15 protein-coding genes are annotated in these 17279 nt (G+C 51.2%); 7 read left to right on the forward strand and 8 right to left on the reverse strand.

What is annotated here, in order from left to right; translation table 11 throughout:
* Positions 1–13 precede the first annotated feature (13 nt).
* On the reverse strand, positions 14–1186 hold the full coding sequence (locus tag IEY46_RS16060; protein WP_188992976.1) for an exo-beta-N-acetylmuramidase NamZ family protein: 1173 nt from the start codon (positions 1184–1186) through the stop codon (positions 14–16).
* Positions 1187–1295: 109 nt separating this feature from the next.
* Positions 1296–2486, reverse strand: coding sequence for an anhydro-N-acetylmuramic acid kinase (locus IEY46_RS16065; RefSeq protein ID WP_188992977.1), 1191 nt, complete (start codon positions 2484–2486; stop codon positions 1296–1298).
* A gap of 205 nt (positions 2487–2691) precedes the next feature.
* On the opposite strand from IEY46_RS16065, the gene IEY46_RS16070 reads away from it, so the two are divergent.
* From IEY46_RS16070 to IEY46_RS16085, 4 genes are read left to right on the forward strand one after another with little or no spacing between them, the layout of a single operon-like run.
* Positions 2692–3636 carry an N-acetylglucosamine kinase gene (locus IEY46_RS16070; RefSeq protein ID WP_188992978.1) on the forward strand — a complete coding sequence of 315 codons (945 nt, stop codon included), beginning with the start codon at positions 2692–2694 and terminating at the stop codon, positions 3634–3636.
* A 46-nt stretch (positions 3637–3682) separates the two neighbouring features.
* Positions 3683–4609, forward strand: coding sequence for an N-acetylmuramic acid 6-phosphate etherase (gene murQ, locus IEY46_RS16075; protein WP_188992979.1), 927 nt, complete (start codon positions 3683–3685; stop codon positions 4607–4609).
* Between the two features lie 30 nt (positions 4610–4639).
* Positions 4640–5818, forward strand: a complete 1179-nt coding sequence (locus tag IEY46_RS16080; protein WP_229750320.1) for a PLP-dependent aminotransferase family protein — start codon at positions 4640–4642, stop codon at positions 5816–5818.
* A 24-nt stretch (positions 5819–5842) separates the two neighbouring features.
* A complete protein-coding gene (locus IEY46_RS16085) occupies positions 5843–6997 on the forward strand; it encodes an amidohydrolase/deacetylase family metallohydrolase (RefSeq protein ID WP_188992981.1) in 1155 nt (384 codons plus the stop codon).
* 79 nt (positions 6998–7076) lie between these two features.
* Here IEY46_RS16085 and IEY46_RS16090 read toward each other — a convergent pair whose 3' ends face one another.
* A complete protein-coding gene (locus IEY46_RS16090; protein WP_188992982.1) occupies positions 7077–7940 on the reverse strand; it encodes a phytanoyl-CoA dioxygenase family protein in 864 nt (287 codons plus the stop codon).
* Positions 7941–8107: 167 nt separating this feature from the next.
* Here IEY46_RS16090 and IEY46_RS16095 point away from each other — a divergent pair, with 167 nt between their 5' ends.
* Complete coding sequence (locus IEY46_RS16095; protein WP_188992983.1) at positions 8108–8992, forward strand: helix-turn-helix transcriptional regulator; 885 nt, start codon at positions 8108–8110, stop codon at positions 8990–8992.
* A 106-nt stretch (positions 8993–9098) separates the two neighbouring features.
* Here the strand turns inward: IEY46_RS16095 and IEY46_RS16100 are convergent, their stop codons facing one another.
* The gene (locus tag IEY46_RS16100) at positions 9099–9851 is read right to left on the reverse strand and encodes an SDR family NAD(P)-dependent oxidoreductase (RefSeq protein WP_188992984.1); all 753 of its coding nucleotides are present in this window, start codon (positions 9849–9851) and stop codon (positions 9099–9101) included.
* A 169-nt stretch (positions 9852–10020) separates the two neighbouring features.
* On the opposite strand from IEY46_RS16100, the gene IEY46_RS16105 reads away from it, so the two are divergent.
* Positions 10021–10665: a TetR/AcrR family transcriptional regulator gene (locus IEY46_RS16105; RefSeq protein WP_188992985.1), complete on the forward strand. Its 645-nt coding sequence runs from the start codon at positions 10021–10023 to the stop codon at positions 10663–10665.
* 52 nt (positions 10666–10717) lie between these two features.
* On the opposite strand, the gene IEY46_RS16110 is transcribed toward IEY46_RS16105, so the two are convergent.
* The 4 genes from IEY46_RS16110 to uxaC form a co-directional block, all read right to left on the reverse strand.
* On the reverse strand, positions 10718–12190 hold the full coding sequence (locus IEY46_RS16110) for a gluconokinase (protein WP_188992986.1): 1473 nt from the start codon (positions 12188–12190) through the stop codon (positions 10718–10720).
* A gap of 24 nt (positions 12191–12214) precedes the next feature.
* Positions 12215–12985 carry an SDR family oxidoreductase gene (locus IEY46_RS16115; protein WP_188992987.1) on the reverse strand — a complete coding sequence of 257 codons (771 nt, stop codon included), beginning with the start codon at positions 12983–12985 and terminating at the stop codon, positions 12215–12217.
* Between the two features lie 18 nt (positions 12986–13003).
* The gene (locus tag IEY46_RS16120) at positions 13004–14272 is read right to left on the reverse strand and encodes a nickel pincer cofactor-dependent isomerase, group 22 (RefSeq protein ID WP_188992988.1); all 1269 of its coding nucleotides are present in this window, start codon (positions 14270–14272) and stop codon (positions 13004–13006) included.
* Between the two features lie 187 nt (positions 14273–14459).
* Positions 14460–15863 carry a glucuronate isomerase gene (gene uxaC, locus IEY46_RS16125; RefSeq protein WP_188992989.1) on the reverse strand — a complete coding sequence of 468 codons (1404 nt, stop codon included), beginning with the start codon at positions 15861–15863 and terminating at the stop codon, positions 14460–14462.
* Positions 15864–16083: 220 nt separating this feature from the next.
* Here uxaC and IEY46_RS16130 point away from each other — a divergent pair, with 220 nt between their 5' ends.
* Positions 16084–17247, forward strand: a complete 1164-nt coding sequence (locus IEY46_RS16130; protein ID WP_188992990.1) for an ROK family transcriptional regulator — start codon at positions 16084–16086, stop codon at positions 17245–17247.
* Positions 17248–17279: the final 32 nt, after the last annotated feature.

The raw sequence follows: 17279 nt of genomic DNA on the forward strand, positions 1-17279 counted from the left end.
TTCACCTCCATTATTATTCATCGTAAAGAAAATAAGCGGTGCGAATATCCTCAAAGTGCAGGCGGTCAGCTTCCCATTCCTCAAGGATGCCATCAAGTCCCCCTGGGAGGTGCAGTGTTGTTCTCACCTTATCGCTGCCGCTGAGGATATCGATAAAGCAGGGAGACTCCGGCGAATATGGAGGCAGCCATTCAAACTCCTCTGGATGCAGCTTCATAATCTGATGGATCAAATGAAGACTGGCCGGGATCGGTTCGTAAATCGACTTATCGGTCACAAAGGTCATAACGCCGTTGCACAGATCGCCTTTATGCTTGGACGACAAAGGAACAAAGGTCACCGGATGGAAATAAACGCCGGGCAAGTGCAGCCCGTTCAGCCTGCCGCACAGCTCTTGACTGCGCAGCCAGGGCGCTCCAATCATCTCGAACGGCCGGGTCGTGCCCCTGCCCTCCGACAGATTGGTTCCTTCGAACAGACAGTTTCCGGTATAGACACGAACGGTATCCATGGTCGGCATATTGGGAGACGGCAGCAGCCAAGGAAGACCGGTGTCCGTGTATTCCATACCGCGTTTCCAATTCTGCAGCGGAACGACCTGCAAGGTGCAGGGGTTTGCCATCTGATCATTCACCAGACTTGCAAACTCCCCGATTGTAAGACCGGTAGCGAAAGGAATTTTCCAGGCACCGACCATCGAATGAAAACCTTCATGGAGATAGCCGCCCGCCGCCCTTCTGCCGCCGAGCGGATTCGGCCGGTCCAGCACAATAAGCTCTTTGCCATGCTCGGCGCATGCCTGCATCACATATACCAATGTCGACAAGTACGTATAAAAGCGCACACCCAAGTCCTGAATATCGAACACGACAGTGTCCAATCCTTCCAGCATGGCCGCAGTCGGCTTGCGGTGTTCCCCATAAAGGCTGTAGACGGTTAATCCAGTCTCGGGGTCTGTCTCATCGGAGAACTTGACGCCTGCCTGCTTATCGCCTCTTATTCCGTGTTCGCAGGCGAACAGCGCTACCAATTCGGCGTTTTGTAATCCAGCGCATATCGAGATCGTGGAACGATACTGCGAATCGATACCTGTCGGGTTGGTCAGCAAGCCAAACCGCTTTCCTGACAGGTTCTTCTCACCCCATTCCGGCAATGAGTCGGCGCCGGTCATAACGAAGTTTGCCATTACAGATCCCTCTTTTCTGCGAAGAACATTCTTCATGATTTCTTCCTGTTCTAGCTGTTGTACTCAGTCGTGGTAACGATCCTTCAACGGGAGACCCGCCGCCTGCTCTTCAAGGAAGAGCCAGTTTCCCCATGACCACCGGCCGGTCTGCTCCAGTGACGGCTGGAAGATTGCTTGGTTTGCGACGAACAAAGTTGTCCGCGAGCATGGCAAAAGCGATAGCTTCCTTGGCGTCGCCCGAGATACCTAAAGCATCGGAAGCGGTTACCGTTTGCCATGGCAGCAGCTCCGCCAGTCTTCGCATCAGTACAGGGTTCTTCGATCCGCCTCCCGAAATAATAATGTCCTTGATGTCATGTACGGGAAAGATAAAGTCCTCATAGCTTCGGACAATCGAACATGCTGTAAAGGCAGTGAATGTAGCGACTAAATCTGCGGGTGAAAGACCCTGTTGCTCGCCTTCGGCAATCCAGCTCCTCGTATAAGCCGCTCCAAACATTTCCCGGCCGGTTGTCTTCACCGGAGCTTGTTTGAAATAGGGATGGCTGAGCAGCCGGCCAAGCATGTCGTGATCGACACATCCGGTGTCTGCCCATTCGCCGTTATGATCATATTCCTTCGTACCTCCGGATAAGGTGACGACCGCCTGATCGATTATCATATTGCCCGGCCCCGTGTCGAAAGCCGTCACTTGTTCCAGTGCTGCGGACCGCGGCAGGACGGTACAGTTGCCGATGCCGCCGATATTTTGGACTATTCTGCCTCTGTCTGGATGGCCGAATAATTGATGATCCGCGTAAGGCGTGAGCGGCGCCCCCTGGCCTCCGGCGGCCATATCGGAAGGACGGTAATCGCCAATGGTGACTACACCTGTAAGCTGTGCGATAACCGATAAATCACCGATTTGCAATGTGGACGCTTCAGCATACGGAATATCGCAGCCCTTCAGGGAAGGCTGATGCCAGATGGTCTGTCCATGAGAACTGATGATATCCACTTCCTGGAGCAGAATCCCCGATTGGGCGGCGACTGCGGCGGCTGCTTCGGCAAACATCCGGCCCAGCCGGAAATTCATGGAGCATATCCCTGCCGCATCAGCCCCTCCCGGCCCGCAAAGTCCCTTGAGCTGCTCCCGGAAAGCGGCTTCATACGGTATCGTTATAAAACCGCAGGGCTCGATCGTGTTATCGCAGCCATTACCACTGATACGCACAACTGCGGCATCAACGCCATCAAGCGAAGTACCTGACATCAACCCGATTATCGTTCTGACTGATTTTGCCGCAATCTGCTCCAGCATCGTCTCCCTCCTTTCGCAAAGACGCCGGTTCATGCCGGCAGAACTTCTTCCTGAAGATTTAATTATGTAGGGTTTGTTAACATCTATTATAAAAGATTGAAATAATATTTCAATATTTATTTTTATTATAATATTTAATTTTACAGATGAGCTTATTATCGTTTATACTGGTTCTCAAAGCCAACCTAAAAGGAAGGTGATAACTATGCGATACGTCATCGGAGTCGATGGCGGCGGCACAAAAACGGAAGCCGTTCTGGCAGACGAAAGCGGCCATGTAGTAGATCGCCATCTTACCGGCGCGAGCAATCCCCACGCTGTCACCTTTGAAATCATGGAGATGAGGCTTGCTGAAATCATCGACCGTTTCCTGAAACGGATCGGTCCTAAAGGAAGGCTTGGGGCCGTGTGTCTGGGACTGGCGGGGGTATCTTCAGAACAGGAGATTGGCCGGGTAAACGAAATACTAAATTGTTATGGACAGCAGCGAAATACAGCTTTCCGGACTTTCATCCGCACGGATGCGGAAATCGCCTTGATGGCTGCAGGAGTCCACTACGGGACCGTTGCCATTGCGGGTACAGGTTCCATTATTTATGGAATTACACCGCAGGGCGAGCAGTATCGTGTCGGAGGATGGGGCCACCTTCTCGGCGATGAAGGCAGCGGATATGCTGTTGGCGTGAAATCCCTTCAAGCCGTCATGCAAAGCTACGACGGCGTACTGCCCGCCACCGAGCTGACTCCCCTGATTCTGGAACGCTACTCCTTCGCCGCGATTACGGACCTGAAAGCTTATATCTATGATCCTTCCATTAGGAAACGGGATATCGCCGAATTCGCTTCATTATGTATGGAAGCCGAGCAGCGCAGCGACCCTGTCGCCCGCGGCATTCTGGAGTCAACCGCCTGTGAGCTGGCGGTTCTTGCCCTGACTCTCCGCCGAAAACATTCTTTATTAGGCAGGTCGCCGATTGTCTTGTCCGGTTCACTGTTTAAGCACAGCCCTTGCTACCGCCAAATGTTCATCGAACGGATCGGGCGCGAAGACGGCGAAGCCCAATTTCAGCTTGCAAGCCTGCCGGCTGCCGAGGGGGCAGCCAGATTGGCGCTGCATGAACTGAAAGCGCGTGGTTTGCTGGATCAATAGAAGCTCATCCCCAACTGGATGTCATACCCGCTATCGGAGGTTATTCATGAATGAATATATTGATTTTTTAACTACGGAACAAAGAAACCCCGCCTCCAGCCGCATCGACCAGCTATCCACCGAGCAAATCCTGCGCCTCATTAATGATGAGGACAGCCGGATCGCCGAGAAGGTCCGCGCAAGCATTCCACAGATCACCGCAGCGGCAGATCTGATTATCGAAGCCTTCCGGCGAGGGGGACGCCTGTTCTATTTCGGAGCCGGCACAAGCGGTCGGCTGGGCATATTGGACGCATCCGAATGCCCGCCCACATATGGCACGGACAAGGATATGGTCCAGGGCATCATTGCAGGCGGTGCTCAGGCCATTCAGGAAGCGGTTGAAGGCGCCGAGGACGATACGGAGCTGGGCGCTTCCGATGTGGACGGCCGCGGAGTTACGCCGCTCGATGTTGTCGTGGGACTTGCCGCCAGCGGGAGAACCCCCTATGTTCTCGGTGCCATGAAGCGCGCCAGAGACATCGGCGCATCCGTTATCGGCATCAGCAATAACGATGGAACGCCGATGGGTCCCTTCGCCCATGTCATGATCGAAACGGTCGTTGGCCCCGAGGTTATTCTCGGCTCCACCCGGATGAAGGCTGGCACAGCCCAGAAGCTCATCTTGAACATGCTCACGACGACTTCGATGATACGGACAGGCAAGGTTTATGACAATTTGATGGTCGATCTGAATCCCTCCAATGAGAAGCTGATCCTCCGCTCGAAGCGGATTATCCGGATGGCGACTGCCGCTTCCGATGAAGAAATTGAAGCGGCCTTCAAGTCATCCGATAACCAGGTTAAGACCGCTATCGTAATGATCAAGACAGGCAGCGGCGCCGATGAAGCAAGGCGTTTCTTAAGCAAAGGCGACGGGTTCGTCAAGCAAGCTATCAACCTGTGGGAAGAGGAACAGAAAGCCGAAGGTTAATCTCTCGGGAATTTAGGAGTGATGATGAAGGTGGACATTTATCAGAAGCTCGGCTTGAAGCGTGTAATCAATGCAGCGGGCACGATGACCTATCTCGGCTCATCCAGGGTCAGCCCACGCGTTATCGAGGCTATGAACCTGATTCTGCCGGAATTTGTAGATATGCGGGAGCTCCAGCAGAAGGCCGGCAGCCTGATTGCCAGAGCGACCGGAGCCGAAGCCGGCTGCATCACGGCCAGTGCCGCCGCCGGTATTGCCGTTGCGACTGCCGCCTGCATGACGGGAAGCGATCTGTGGTACATTGAACAGCTCCCGGATACCGCCTCCATGCGCAGCGAAATCATTATCCAGAAAGGGCATTCGGTTTCTTTCGGCGCCGGCCTCGCCCAAACGATCCGCATTACCGGGGCAAGCTGTGTGGAAATTGGCTCGGCCACACAATGCGGCTGCTACCAGCTGCGCGGCGCCATAAACGACAACACGGCAGCCCTCGTATATGTCGCCTCGCATCACGCTGTACAGAGCGGATTGATCTCACTTCAGGACTTTTGCGCAATCGGCGCGGAATACGGTATTCCCGTTATTATCGATGCCGCCTCGGAATACGATCTGAAGGGATTCCTGGCTTGCGGCGCCCAACTTGCCGTTTACAGCGGCCATAAATTTTTGGGCGGGCCGACATCGGGCATCATTGCAGGCTGTCTGCCTTTGGTCAGAGCTTGTTACATGCAGGAGAAAGGAATCGGAAGGACGATGAAGGTGGGGAAAGAAAGCATCGCAGGCGTCATGGAGGCACTGGAGCAGTGGCTGCAGCGGGATGCAGGAGCGATTCGTACCGTAGAGGAACAACGAATTGATTATGCTTTTGACTTTTTGAAACAGTTCAAGGGCATCCACGTGGAACGGACTGCCGATCCGACCGGGAACCCTGTCACCCGCCTGAAAATTCACGTTCATCCGACCGAAGCAGGGCTTAGTGCATTCGAGCTTTGTCAGCTGCTGGCTGCCGGTAATCCGACGATCCGCGTAAGGGCTCATGAAGCGGATACCGGCTCGTTTCAGCTTGATCCCTGCCAACTGCTTGACGGAGAAATGGAGCTGGTATGCGAACAAATCCAAAGGAATCTGGAAGCTCCCGTCCATCCGCAATTGGAATCGACCAACCCTGCCGATCTGAGCTATCAGTCATTGATCCGCTGGCCTGACTGAAATAGGGTACAAGGAGGGAAATTCATGAACGGTTTACTGATCCGCAATGCCGTATTATGCGGTTTCCATCATCGGCATGATACCGGACTAACGGATATACTCATCAATGAACACGGGATCGTGGCACAGGCAAGGCAGAATCTGCCTCTGCACACGGACCTGAAGATCATAGATCTGAACGGCGCTCTGCTGTCCCCCGGCTGGATTGATATGCATACCCATGTCTATTACGGAGTGTCCAATATTGGTCTCCATCCCGATGAAATCGGTCCCCGGACTGGGGTAACCGCACTGGTGGACGCGGGCAGCGCCGGAGAAGCGAACTTTACCGGCTTCCGGGAATATATTGTCGCGCCGCGCTCCTATCCTATCTTCTCCTTTATTAATCTGGGCTCGATCGGTCTGACCTATGCAAGCGAAGTCAGCGAGCTCGACAGCCTCGAGAAATTGAATATCGACCGGTTAATGGCCTGTATCGCCAGCAACCCCGGCACGATTAAAGGAATCAAGCTTAGGGCAAGCGGTGTCATTCTGCGCGGCCTCGGAATCGAAATCGTTAAATTAGCCAAACGCGCAGCCGAAGAGGCGCAGCTCCCGCTGATGATTCATGTCGGAGAGCCTCTGCCGCTGCTGGAAGATATTCTGCCCGTTCTGGGCAAAGGCGATATCGTGACCCACTGCTATCATGGGAAGCGCTGGGGGTTGTTCAACCATCAAGGCATGATTCCGCAAGCGGAGCAAGCCTGGGACCGCGGAGTCTTGTTCGACGTCGGCCATGGAGCGGCGAGCTTCAGCTTTGACGTGGCGGAACGGGCGATAGCCCTTGGCCGCAAGCCATTTTCAATCAGCACCGACCTCCATGCCCGCAATGTCAATGGTCCGGTCTGGGATCTGGCAACCACGATGTCCAAAATGCTGGCTGTGGGACTCTCACTGGAAGAAGTCATCGATTGCGTGTCCAGTCATCCGGCAGAATTATTGGGACTTGATACATACAGGGACGGCATGATCGGCAGGCAAGCGCGTTTCACTGCTTTTACTCTCGAAAGCGAACCTGTCACCATGAAGGACTCCCAAGGCGTAAGCCGCGAGCTAAATCCCGTATTCCGCCCCTGCTATGCAGTCATCGGCTCAGAAGCTGTCCCCGCTGTCAGCCGCAGCAGCTGCCCGTCCTCGTAACAGGGCGGCTGCACTGCCTCCCTGTCCTCTCGCAATCACAAGCATCAGCAAACCTCTAATTAATAGGGTGCGGCCCGGGTTAAGGCGCGGAACTGCTAATCCACATCCGGTCGATCCCTAAGTATTTCTCCACCAAAGGCTTCACTTCATCAGAGCAGGAGCTGATAAACCGTCCTGCCGACTCGGGAAGCGGCCACACTTGCCCCGGCTGATAGTTTGTATTCCGGAAGCTCATCGCACAGCTCAACCGCGTTACGGAGCCGCAGTGTTTATAAACGCCATGATAGGTTCGTTCCGCGAAAATAATCAGATCCCCGGGCTCTGCAATAACCGGCATCGCTCCGGGCACATCGTCCATCCTGTCATGCGCGGGCAGCTCGCTGCCGATCCGGCGGAACGAGCCTTTCCTGGCCGTAAACTCGAACCCCTCGGGAGCCTCCCAATCCTCCTTATGCGAATCGGGAATAATGGCAAGTCCACCACGCTTGGCATCAATACCATTCAAATAGAACCACATCGACGAAGCCCCGGAATTGTTCAGAACCGCATCCGCCCCGTAAGGATGCGCAAGCGGCACCCAGTCGGTATGCCATGACATTGGGCGGGCTCCCGGCTTCTTATAGATCGCCGCCGACCTGTTCAAGGTGATCGGCTCGTGTCCATGAAGCTCACGGGCAATGCACATGAGCGGTTCATACGTCAATAGTGTAGCGAACACAGGCGATACCTCCATGAAATTAACGGAAACCTGCGTGTCGTCAGGCGATGAACGGGCATTATCCTCCAGAACACGACGCACCTCCGCCTTCAGCATCTCCACCATGCCTGGCGGGAGCATGTTCTTGACAATCGCAAACCCATGCTGCTCGTTACAAGCTCGTATCTCTGCCAGCTCTTCCTGATCAAACTCAAAACGGTAAGGCAGCCCATGCGCAGCGGTCATATGGATAACTCCTTTCGGATTCCTGGAATACCCTTATGTTACGAGCAATCTGCCGTTGAAACAATAACAGTAATGTCCGTTTTTTTCCCATAAACGGCTATATCATGGTTTCCCTGTTTCCTTCCGCCTATTATAATGAAAACGAGAAAGAGAAGGCAGGTGGATGCATGAATATTATTCAGACCGTCGAGGCGATCCAAATCAACCACAACACGAATCCGGAAACCGGAATCGCCTTGGTTCCCTGGACGCTCTCCACAATTCCGGAAATCCCGCACTGGCATCAAGCCTTGGAAATCTGTTACTGTCTCTCCGGCAGAGGCGTATTCTATTTTAAGGAACGGCAGTATGACATATCCCCGGGTGATCTGATCATCGTAAACAATGTGGAAAGACATACCTCCAAATCCTATCGAGGGGAAACCTGCTCCAATCTGTTTCTGTTCTTTCAAGCCTCTACCCTGGAGCAAATGGATTTTCATCTCCTTCGTCCTTTTTTCTTCGACCGCCGCCACTTTATTCACCGCATCGCTGCGGATTTGCCCGCTGCCCGGAAAATCGGAGCGTTCATTATGGAGATACAGGAAGAATTGGCAGGCAAACAGGCAGCCTATGGTCAAATGACAAAAAGCTTGTTGTATCAAATTGCCTCCCTCCTGCTGCGTCATTACCACACCGAAAGCGATAAAACATGGCAGAGCTTGTACAGTAAATATACCATCCTCCAAGCAGGACTGGCTTATATCCAGTCCCGCTACCAGGAAGACATCCGCCTGGCTGATGTTGCCCAATCCATGTCTCTGAGCGCCTCGCGGGCGCGCCATTTGTTCAAGGAGGTGATGGGCGAAGGCTTCAAAACATATCTGACGCAGTACCGTGTACAGGCTGCCCAGCGTCTATTGGCTCAAACCGACCTGACCGTCACGGAAATTTATGAGCAGTGCGGGTTCCAGAGCGCTTCTTCCTTCTACCGGGAATTCAGCAAAATAACGAATCTATCCCCGGTCTCTTATGCCAAAAAACACCCTCTTATCACTTGGGAAACGTCATAGCCGCCACTCTTGTTGCCTATAGGACAAAAGAAAGACCCGCGTGGTATCGCGGGTCTTCAAACTTTATATTCATCTATATACTGGGAACGCCATTTGGTATTTCCTTTTATTTCGCGGTTACGCCGCCATCCACGGGCAACTCGACGCCTGTAATATATGCGGACTCATCGGAAGCCAGGAACAAGACGGCTTCAGCTACTTCAGATGGACGGCCAACTCTTGGCAGTGCCGTCTGCGACAGGAACCATTGCAGCATTTGTTTGTTGTTCACAAATTCGGAGCTCATCGGTGTTTCGATAAAGCCCGGGTGAACCGAATTGACGCGGATATGATCCTTGCCGAAATCGACGGCCGCCGCTTTGCTCAGCATGCGTACTCCGCCTTTGGATGCGGTATAGGCGCCGGCACCGCTGCTGCCCGTCAGACCCGCGATGGAGGATATATTGACGATTGAGCCGCCGTTATTGGCCTGCATAGATGGAATAACGCTTTTCATTCCGAGAAAGGTACTGGTCAAATTGATGTTGATAACTTTATTCCATTGTTCAATCGTCGTATCAAGAAGCCCTGTGGCGAGAGAAATCCCTGCATTATTGACAAGAACATCGATTTTGCCGTAAGACTGAATCGTTCCCTCCACGACCTTGTTCCATTCTTCCTCCGAAACGACATTGTGCGCAAATGAGATCGCCTGCCCACCGCCTGCCTCGATTTCCTTTACCACTGCCTGAACGGCCGCCTCATTAATATCGGTTGCGACAACCTTGGCTCCTTCTCTCGCAAATAAAAGAGCTTCTTCTCGTCCCATGCCGCTTCCTGCTCCAGTAATAATGGCTACTTTATCCGTAAGACGGGTCATATTAAAATCTCCTTTGAGGTCAATTTTTTATAGATGTGATAGTGCCACTATCACTACGGTATTTATTATATCACCTCCATTCAAAAAGCTCAATCCGTCTTGATTAAAGGATAACCTGCCGATATAATATTTATGATCGCAATACCGATTTCTGAAAGGTCAATTCCCAATGGATCCGAAAACAAGATACGAGAAAGAACGGTCTGACGGCAAGCAGCAGCGGCTGCTGGTCATTCTCGATGCCGCCGAGCTTATTTTTACGGACAAAGGCATTGAGAAAACCACGATGCAGGACATCGCCGGCGAAGCGAATATCGGAATCGCCACCTTGTTCCGCTATTTCCCCAAAAAAGAAAAGCTGATTGTCGCAGTCGCGGCCAAGCTGCTGGAACCGATGCTTCATCATTTTCAATATGTCGCTGATCTGCCGCTGACCTGTCTGGAAAAACTGGAACAATTATTCGATTTTTTTATCGACGACCATCTCAATTCGAGCATCAAATTCATGGTCGACTTTGAAAGTTATGCTTCTCACTCCAAGGAACCTCTGGAAGATATCGCGCATTTCAATTCCCTGAACCGTAAGATATCCCAACAATATTCGAAAATTATCAGAAACGGCATGGAAGACGGATCGATCCGCTCCGATATTCCGGTCATGGAGACGTTAACCACAGTTATCAACACCTTCGGATTATTTTCCAAAAAACTGTCCCTGCAAAAAAACATCCTCCTCCTGGAGTCGGATCTGGATGCCGGTCTGCAGCTGTCCATTCTCAAAAAAACACTCCTTGATTATTTGCGACCCCAATAAACATGAGCAAAGGACGGCTGGAAGCCGTCCTTTGCTCATGTTTATTGGATAATCAGAAAAGTAATGCAGCGTTGTTAGCCAGTTTCTCGTATTGCGCATATATGGATTGATACCGGTCACAGTTCGCCTTATTGGGAATCACAGGGCTGTCCATCGGGATGTTCCGTTTGATATCCTCAAAGGAATGCACCTGCCCCAAAGCAACCAAAGCTGTCCACGCTGCACCCCAGGCGGCGCTATGATGGTTCTCCGAAACATAAATCTCCGCATCGAATATATCGGCCATCATTTGCAGCCATAACGGCGATCTCGCCAAACCGCCATTCACATAGATTTTGGCGGAGCTGCCGGCCAGTTTCTCCAAGGCTCTGCCGATCTGGTAGAGATTAAACGTGATCCCTTCCAGAACAGCACGTACAAAATGCGCTTTCTTATGGGTGATCGCAATGCCATGGAAATTCCCGCGGGCCCGCTGATTCCACAGGGGTGCTCTTTCGCCGTTAAGATAAGGCAGGAAGAACAGGCCCTCAGCGCCCGGGCCAACCTGCTCCGCTGCAGCAAGGAATGACTCAAAGCTTCCTTCATCCTGAAGCAGGTTCTTTAACCACTGCAGCGCAATCCCCCCATTGTTCGTGGGTCCCCCGACAATAAAAGTCTCCCCGGTAAACGAATAGCAGAACGTTTCCTGGCTGGGACTGACCCTGGCGTGATCCGTAAATTGTCTGATCGCTCCGCTTGTCCCTACCGAAACCGCAACCTCGCCCGGCAGAATGGCGCCAATGCCTAAATTCGACAACTGCCCGTCCGCCGCCCCGATGACAAAAGGAAGCTCGCCGGGAATGCCCATTTGCTGCGCAATATCCGGCCGGATTTCATATAATTTCGTGGTTGGAGGAACAATAGCGGATAGCTGCTTGGCGGATATCCCTGCCAGACTTAAGAGTTCCGGCTCCCAATCAAGCGTGGCCGGATTAAATAAACCTGTTGCCGATGCCATCGAATAATCAATCTTCCGCTCGCCAAACCAGCAGTAAATCAAATACTCCTTAATGGACATAAAAGAATCGGCATTAAGATAAGGCTCATAGCCGGTTTCTTTCATCCACAGCAGCTTTACGAAAGGCGTCATCGGATGGACCGGGGTCCCTGTTTTTTCATAAAGATGAACCCGCACAGATTTCGTTAGCTGCTCGGCTTGGTCGGAACTTCTGCCATCGGCCCATATAAGCGCAGGCGACAGCGGTCGGCCTCCTTTATCCATCACGATCAGCGAGTGCATGGCGGCCGAGAATCCAATCGAGATCAGCTCATCCACATCAATCCCCGCTTGCCGTATGGCTTCGCTGACAGCGAGAACGGCGGACCGTTCAATTTCGGCGGGATTCTGCTCGGCCCAGCCCTGATGGGGATAATAGGATGCAATCAATTCTTCCGCCGCGGCGATCAGTTTGCCTTTTGTATGAAATACACAAGCTTTCACGCTGGTCGTTCCAATATCAAGTCCAATTACATACTCTTTTGGCATTTACGAATTTTCCTTTTCCGGGGATTATATAGTCATGCTTCCAAAGCCGCCGTCCACCCGAATCAATGTGCCGGTTACAAAGCTTGAGGCTTTGTCTGAAGCCAGCCAGACCGCTGCTCCTTGCAGCTCCTCCGGCGAACCGAACCGGTTCATCGGCGTATGCTTCATAATAGAATCGATTCGTTCCGGATTCAAGATTTTGCGGTTCTGTTCCGCAGGGAAGAACCCAGGGATGATGGCATTGACCCGAATGCCGTCCGGTGCAAATTCACGCGCCAGAAACTGGGTCATACTGTTCAGGGCCGCTTTTGATGCGGAATAAGTAAACACTCTGGACAGCGGAGTGGTTGATGAAACAGATGAAATATTAATGATGCTGCCTTTTCGCTGCTGTTCGATCATTTTCTTGGCAAAGATTTGACAGACCAGCACAACTCCTTTTGCATTCACATTCATAATATCATCCCATTCTTCCATTTCAAGCTCAAAGAACGGTGTCGTGCTGTTTTTGCCGGGAGCGTTCAACAGGATATCCCAGCCTCCGGCCCAGGCTTCTATTTCAGAGGCGGCACGGATTAAAGAATCACGCGAGCTGACGTCGGCCTGGAACGCTTTTGCGCTGCCTCCCTTGCCGGATATGGCATTCGCCACATCTTCCGCTTTTTGAAGATTACGGCCCACGATCGCTACCTGGGCGCCATGCTCGGCCAATCCTGCAGCAATTGAGGATCCCAGCACGCTGTTCCCGCCAAAGGCGACAGCGGTTTTCCCTGTCAAATCAAATAAATGCGACATGTCTTATCGCTCCCTGTTTTATATTAAATTACCTTGATTATCAAAAGAAAGAGGATACAAATCGGAAATCAGCTCCATTTGCGGATGCTGCTTTACATGCTCGACCAATGCCGCTGAAACTTCCAGCTCGCTCAGCTCCAGCGTATTTTTGATGCGCACCATTTTGACCTTGTGAAAATCAAGTATATTGCTCGTTTTAATTGCCGCCTGAATCGTTTCCCGGTCGTTTGGCAAAGTGGTGGCTATCTTCGTAGGCGCGACCACCGTTGATGTCAAACCGTTGGCATAGGTCACTTCCCGATCCATCTTGTCTACCAGGCGCTGGGTCGTAAAATCCGCCGTTCCCACGCCATTGGCATTCCCTTCGGTTTGCGGGGTCAAATCCAGCACCGCGATCTTGTTGACATCCGGTCCGCCATAGGCGTAAGGAGTAGGATAACGTCCTGTAATATTCGGATCCATACCGTCTCCGCTTATGTTTTTGCCGATCTCATCAATAACGAGAACCTCCAGCTGCTCAAAATAAAGCTTGGGCAGCAGTTCCTTCGCTTTCACTTGCAGACCCTCTTCCTCTGCGAGAATTTCCCCAGGTGTAAGCACCTCGATAATCGCGACTTTGTCGAACGCATTTTCCAGCGAAGCCACGCCAAATAGCACCGGCTTCTGGTCCATAATCATCTTCGCCATGGCCGGCACATTTTCAGCCATATATTTGAACCCAAGCTGATGGCAGGCTTCTGCTCCTTTTTGCTTGCCGAGTCCTATGCTGATCATCTTCATGACTCCACTTTCAACCGGTCCTCTGAATGCTGTATGGGGCTTCACGCGGTTGATGACAACGATGCCGTCAGCCTGGGCAGCGAATTGATCCAAATAAACCGGCAGTCCGTTAGGAAGCTCCCCCAGCTTCACAACCTCCATCGACGAGCGGATCTCGCAGCCGGCGCTTTGCTCCGTTACGCCAAGATGCGCCAACACTTCGCGCTGTCCCTCCGCCGTTGCTCCGCCATGGCTTCCCATGCTGGGTACAATGAACGGCTTAGCCCCGGCTTCTTGCAGAAATTGAACCGTAACGGCCGTCATTTCCACAAGTCGGTCAAGCCCCCGGCTGCCCACGGCAATCGCGATTTCCATCCCCGGTTTAATTGCGCTGCGGATCTTGTCCCGCTGCAGCTTCTTCATTAATTCGCTTCCCAAATCTTCAATTCTATTATTTTCAAAATTCACTTTTACTCTTGCCATTTGCGGAATTGGAATATTCTTTAATAATTCCTGAAGAATCCCCATGTTTTGCTTCGCTCCTTTAATTTGTTTAGTCAGTAAACAAATTACTCACCTGTATCTTATCATTATGGCTGTTTACCGTCAATATGCCGCAGAATGCTTGAGGAAAGTTGGACGCGAAGAACGCACAGGCAGCCAGCCGCCGCACATTCCCGGTTACTGGCAGCCGCGAATGAAAAGCTTGAGCAGCTTATCTTTGCAAAAAATAACGACGGGCATTTTCGTAGCCGATATTTTTCACCATTTGCTCCAGGAAAACCATATCAGAGGGAACAAGGCCTTCTTCTGCCCAGGCTCCCAGAATATTGCATAGGATCCGGCGGAAATATTCATGACGGGCATAAGAAAGAAAACTTCGGGAATCTGTAAGCATGCCGATAAAGTGGCTGAGCAAGCCGACATTCGCCAAATCTTTCATTTGCTTCTCCATGCCGTCAATATGGTCATTAAACCACCAGCCGGAACCAAACTGAATCTTGCCCGGTATGCCTTCTTCATAGAAATTGCCCATCATTCCCGCCAGGACGGCATTATCCTTCGGGTTCAAATTAAACAGCACGGTTCTTGGCAGCGCGTTTTCCTGATCCAGCGCATCAAGAAAGCTTGACAGCCCTTCCGCCAAACTGGTCTCCCCTACGGAATCAAATCCGGTGTCCTTGCCGATAAACTGTTTCATCTTCGTATTATTATTGCGCATGGCGCCCATATGAAGCTGCATGACCCATTGCTTGGAGGCATACATTTTCCCAAGCTCTTTCAACAGGAATGAGCGGTAGGCAATCCCTTCGGCGGCAGACAGAGGCTCATTGCGCAATCTTTTCTCAAAGATAGTTGAGGCCTCTTCGATTGTAGTGGTTACATACTCCATTTTTTGGATATCATGATCAGACGCGCGGCCTCCATGGTCATGGAAGAAATCAACGCGTTGTTTCAATGCCAGCAGGAAGCTTTCCAGCGAATCGATGGTCCTGCCCGTTATTTTCATTAATTGGGCGACCCAATCTCCAAATGAAGGCGCTTCGATCACAAGTGCTCCATCAGGACGGAAAGTCGGTGCAATCGCAGCCGTAAAGGACTTGTCCTGATTCAATTGACGGTGGTATTCGAGCGTAGACAGCGGATCATCGGTTGTACCAATGAAAGCAACACGCGATTTTTCAATAAAAGCTCTTGGGCGGTATTCCGGCTGCTGCAACTTGGTGTTGCATTCCTCCCATATTTCAAGCGCCGTTTCCGGACTAAGCAGCTTATCGATTCCAAAGAAGGTTTTCAGCTCCAGATGCGTCCAGTGGTAAAGCGGATTTCCTATAAGAAAAGGAACGGTTTGCGCCCATGCTTGAAATTTGTCCCAATCCTCCGCATCGCCGGTAATCAATCGTTCCCCGATGCCATGCATGCGCATGACGCGCCATTTGTAATGATCGCCGGCGAGCCACACTTGGGTGAGATTGGCATAAGGCTTGTTTTCCCACACCTCCTGCGGGCTGAGATGACAATGAAAATCAAAGATCGGCAATTGATCGGCCGCATTTTCGTATAACCGGATTGCCGTATCGCTGTTCAGCAAAAAATCGCGGTCCAGAAAGTTTTTCATCCTTTTCTCCTCCAAATCGAATAAGATTAAGTATGTCGACGTTTCACGAAAAATTGTACCGCTATTTAATTTGTTTAGTGAACAAATTAAATATCAGAGTTAATTTATCAGTAAGCCCCTGTTTTGTCAATCTGTCGTTCGGGTTTCTTTCACGTCTGGAACATCAGAAAATGATATACTATGACTTGCCAACTATACACGCGCAAATTGGAGGATATGGATGATTACCGGAGATGCTGCATATATCAAAAAAATTAACCGATCTGTCATCATGAAGGAAATATTAAAGGCAGGCATGATTTCCCGGGCAGATCTCTCTAAAGTTACAGCATTGACAAGAGCCACGATATCCGCGCAAGCAGCGGATCTACTGGATAAGGGTCTCATCGTCGAGACACAGCTGGAGCATCACCTGGTTGGCCGTAAACCCACGATGATCTCCATTAATGCCAAAGCCGGTTACGCGCTCGGGATCGATCTTGAATTTGGCCGGATTACGTTCATGCTGACCGATCTGCTGGGCCGCCGCGTATCCTCAAAAATCATCCCCATCGAAACGACAGGCTATGCCGAAATTCTGGCCCTGCTGATAGACCATATTGCAAATTACAAGAAGGACTATACAGACAGCCGCTATGGCATTGTCGGGATTGTCATTGCGGTGCATGGCCTCGTCTCCACCGATGAAATGATTCACTATATTCCCCGATTGAAATGGAAGCAGGCTAATTTGAAGCAGGATTTGGAGCAAGCGCTTGGGATCGACATTCATCTTGAAAACAATGCGAATCTGAGCGCTTTCGCCGAACGGGTATTTATTCATCACGAAACCGATAACCTCTTATGCGCGACCCTTTATTCTGGTATTGGCATGGGGATGATTTTAAATAATAAATTTTTCCGGGGACATAACGGTTTTGCCGGTGAGATCGGCCATATGATTGTGGTTCCAGGAGGAAAACCTTGCGGGTGCGGGAATCAGGGCTGTTGGGAGAAATACGCGTCGGAAACCAGTATTTTTGAAACATTGTCGGCAAAGAAGCAGATTCCCAATGTTACCTATGAACAGATTGGGCAGTGGATAAACGAAGGCGATACAGAGGTACATGAGATCATGGAGCAGTTTATTTATTATTTGTCCATCGGCCTCAATAACATGATTAATATTTATAATCCGGACGTTGTCGTACTCGAAAGCAATTTGCTGCGGATCTATCCGGATTCCTTCCAAAAAATCAAAAAGAATCTGAATTCCCAGATCAGTCATTACCGGGACCTGTTCATATCATCGCTGGAAGAGAAATCCAGTATAATGGGGGCCTGCGCGCTGGCTATCAGGGATTTTCTGGACGTGCCGATTTTAAATTTGCCCTATAAGGATTAGCTGTTGGTAAAATATTTCCATATTTTCCGTAA

It is taken from the genome of Paenibacillus nasutitermitis, assembly GCF_014641075.1.
In the GTDB taxonomy this organism is placed as follows: Bacteria; Bacillota; Bacilli; order Paenibacillales; family Paenibacillaceae; genus Paenibacillus_Z; species Paenibacillus_Z nasutitermitis.

Coding starts and splice junctions, on each gene's coding strand:
- IEY46_RS16090 (WP_188992982.1), bottom strand. CDS start 7,940: ATGACCGCTGCGCATGGGCTGCCTTACCGTTTTGAGTTTGATCAGGAA.
- IEY46_RS16130 (WP_188992990.1), top strand. CDS start 16,084: ATGATTACCGGAGATGCTGCATATATCAAAAAAATTAACCGATCTGTC.
- IEY46_RS16105 (WP_188992985.1), top strand. CDS start 10,021: ATGGATCCGAAAACAAGATACGAGAAAGAACGGTCTGACGGCAAGCAG.
- IEY46_RS16115 (WP_188992987.1), bottom strand. CDS start 12,985: ATGTCGCATTTATTTGATTTGACAGGGAAAACCGCTGTCGCCTTTGGC.
- IEY46_RS16100 (WP_188992984.1), bottom strand. CDS start 9,851: ATGACCCGTCTTACGGATAAAGTAGCCATTATTACTGGAGCAGGAAGC.
- IEY46_RS16110 (WP_188992986.1), bottom strand. CDS start 12,190: ATGCCAAAAGAGTATGTAATTGGACTTGATATTGGAACGACCAGCGTG.
- IEY46_RS16065 (WP_188992977.1), bottom strand. CDS start 2,486: ATGCTGGAGCAGATTGCGGCAAAATCAGTCAGAACGATAATCGGGTTG.
- murQ (WP_188992979.1), top strand. CDS start 3,683: ATGAATGAATATATTGATTTTTTAACTACGGAACAAAGAAACCCCGCC.
- IEY46_RS16060 (WP_188992976.1), bottom strand. CDS start 1,186: ATGGCAAACTTCGTTATGACCGGCGCCGACTCATTGCCGGAATGGGGT.
- IEY46_RS16095 (WP_188992983.1), top strand. CDS start 8,108: ATGAATATTATTCAGACCGTCGAGGCGATCCAAATCAACCACAACACG.
- uxaC (WP_188992989.1), bottom strand. CDS start 15,863: ATGAAAAACTTTCTGGACCGCGATTTTTTGCTGAACAGCGATACGGCA.
- IEY46_RS16120 (WP_188992988.1), bottom strand. CDS start 14,272: ATGGGGATTCTTCAGGAATTATTAAAGAATATTCCAATTCCGCAAATG.
- IEY46_RS16085 (WP_188992981.1), top strand. CDS start 5,843: ATGAACGGTTTACTGATCCGCAATGCCGTATTATGCGGTTTCCATCAT.
- IEY46_RS16070 (WP_188992978.1), top strand. CDS start 2,692: ATGCGATACGTCATCGGAGTCGATGGCGGCGGCACAAAAACGGAAGCC.